The 2,372-nt window shown below is 75.4% G+C and carries 3 protein-coding genes; 1 reads left to right on the forward strand and 2 read right to left on the reverse strand.

The window, feature by feature from the left end:
* Together CCN33_RS29585 and CCN33_RS29590 are read right to left on the reverse strand one after the other, a co-directional pair.
* On the reverse strand, window positions 1-550 hold a 550-nt coding region (locus tag CCN33_RS29585), incomplete at its 3' end, for a class I SAM-dependent methyltransferase (RefSeq protein ID WP_086696416.1).
* Between the two features lie 66 nt (window positions 551-616).
* Window positions 617-2,113, reverse strand: a complete 1,497-nt coding sequence (locus tag CCN33_RS29590) for a bifunctional phosphatase PAP2/diacylglycerol kinase family protein (RefSeq protein WP_086696417.1) — start codon at window positions 2,111-2,113, stop codon at window positions 617-619.
* A 145-nt stretch (window positions 2,114-2,258) separates the two neighbouring features.
* Here CCN33_RS29590 and CCN33_RS33380 point away from each other — a divergent pair.
* On the forward strand, window positions 2,259-2,372 hold a 114-nt coding region (locus CCN33_RS33380), incomplete at its 3' end, for a DUF6158 family protein (protein ID WP_244173981.1).

The following is a 2,372-nucleotide window of genomic DNA, read 5'->3' on the forward strand; positions in this document are numbered from 1 at the left end:
GCCGCCGACCGGCGTCCGGTTCGCCGCCGTTGGCCCGCGCGACGCGCCGGTACAGGTCGAGCCAGTCGTCCAGGCCGGACACGGCCGGGTACCAGGTCATGGCCGCGTAGTCCGCGTCGCGCACCGCGATCAGCCCGCCGGACCGGGTCACCCGGGCCATCTCGCGCAGCGCGCCCACCGGGTCGCCCACGTGCTGGAGCACCTGATGGGCGTGGACCACGTCGAAGGTGCCGTCGGGGTGGCCGAGGGAGTGTACGTCGGCCACCTCGAAGTCCACGTTGGCCAGACCCCGCCTCTCGGCGGTGGCGCGGGCCTGCTCCAGGATGCCGGGGGCGCGGTCGGCGCCGGTCACCCGGCCGTCGGGGACCAGCGCGGCGAGGTCGGCGGTGATGGTGCCGGGGCCGCAGCCGATGTCGAGGACGCGCATGTCCGGTTCGAGCGAACCGAGCAGGTAAGCGGCCGAGTTGGCGGCCGTGCGCCATGTGTGCGAACGCAGCACCGACTCGTGGTGCCCGTGGGTGTAGACGGCGGTCTCGCGTGTCTCCGGCATGGCGTCACGGTACGCCCGCCACCCGGATGCTGAGACCGCCGTTCCGCGATACGGACTGACGAGCCGTCAGGCACCGAGTGGACGCGGGCTGTACGCCGTGAGGATCTCCGGCAGCTTCTCCACCGTCACCGTGCCGGACACCGAGGTGACCTCGCCGTCGTACGCCAGCGGGGTGCCCGGCGCGAGGCCCGACAGGCGCAGCCGGCCGAGCTGGACCGCCGCGTGGCCCTGGGACCGGCTGAGCGGGCCCGCCACGGCGGCCGCCAGCAGACGCAGCGTCGGCCAGCCGTTGCCGTGCACCACCCGTACGTCCAGCGGGCCGTCCGACAGCTCGGTGCGGCGCCCGGCGCCCAGGCCGCTGCGACGGTAGACGCCGTTGCCGACGAACAGCATCCACAGCGGGTGCCGCTTGCCGGCCGCCTCGACCACCAGCGGGTGCCGGTCCCTGCGCAGCACCTTTACCGCGCCCAGCACCCCGGCCGCCCAGCCCCCGATGCGGGGCGACCAGTGCTCGCGCTCGCGCACCAGCTCCGGGTAGACGCCCAGGCTCAGGGTGTTCACGAAGACGCTGGAGCGGTCGTCGGCGGTGAACTTGCCGAGGTCCACCTGGACCGCCTCGCCCGCGCGGACGGCGGCGGCCAGTCCGGCGGCGTCCTCCACCCCGAGGTCGTACGCGAAGTGGTTCAGGGTGCCGCCGGGCAGCACGGCCAGCGGCAGACCGTGCAGCAGGGCGACCTCCGCGCCCGCGTTCACCGTGCCGTCGCCGCCGCACACCCCGAGGACCCGTGCCCGCGCCGCCGCCTTGGCCAGCTCGGCCCGGACCTCCTCCGGCTCGCACTCCACGATCTCCGCCAGCGGCAGCGCGTCGTGCAGAGCGCGCACCCGGTCCGCGGTGCCCGAGGCGCGGTTGGCGACCATCACCAGGCCCTCGCCGTCCGGCAGTGCCGGGGCGTCCGCGTACGGCCGGGCCACCGGGCGGGCGGCCGCCCGCGTCGGCACCAGCTTGCGCACCACGAACGCGGCCCCGACTCCGAGCGCCGCACCGGCCAGCACGTCGCTCGGGAAGTGCGCGCCGGTGTACACCCGCGACGTCGCCACCGCGAAGGCCACCGGCGCCACCGCCGCGCCCCACGCCGGGGACTCCAGCGCGACCCCGGCCGCGAAGGCGGCGGCCGAGGCGGAGTGGCCGGACGGGAAGGAGGTGGTGATGGGCTGCCGCTTGAGCCGCCGGGACAGCGGCACCGGGTCCAGCACCGGCCGGGTGCGGCGCACCGACCGCTTGCCGAGGGTGTTGACGGTCAGCGAGGCCAGGCTCAGCGAGGCGAGCCCCCGCACGGCGGCCCGGCGCGCTCTCGGAGTGCGGGTGGCGGCGATCGCGCCGGCCGCGGCGAACCACAGCACGCCGTGGTTGGCGCTGCGGCTCAGGCGGGGCAGCACCTTCTGCCCGCCGGGCCAGTTCCGCCGGGCGGCCACCTCGAAGAGCCGGGCGTCGGCCGCCAGGAGCCGGCGCAGGACGGTGCGGCCGGTGGCCGGGACAGCGGTGAGGTCGACATCTGCGCTCATGTTCGACCCCCTACCCCGAAGCGCGCCTTTCTTGTGCCGCCGCCGGGGTACGCGCGCGGAGGCCGGGGGAGCGGGATCTTCGTACAGTGGACCTCAGGACCAGTGGACCTCGGGACCGCGGAACCCGACGAACGGGGGCACCACCATGACCGGAGTCGACCCCAGCCGACTGGACGACCAGCAGCTCATGAAAGAGCTGGAGACGATCCACCGCACACGCCACGACACCCTGCTGTACGGCTCCAACGACGCCCTGCGC

The organism is Streptomyces recifensis, assembly GCF_002154615.1.
Classification (GTDB): domain Bacteria; phylum Actinomycetota; class Actinomycetes; order Streptomycetales; family Streptomycetaceae; genus Streptomyces; species Streptomyces griseoluteus.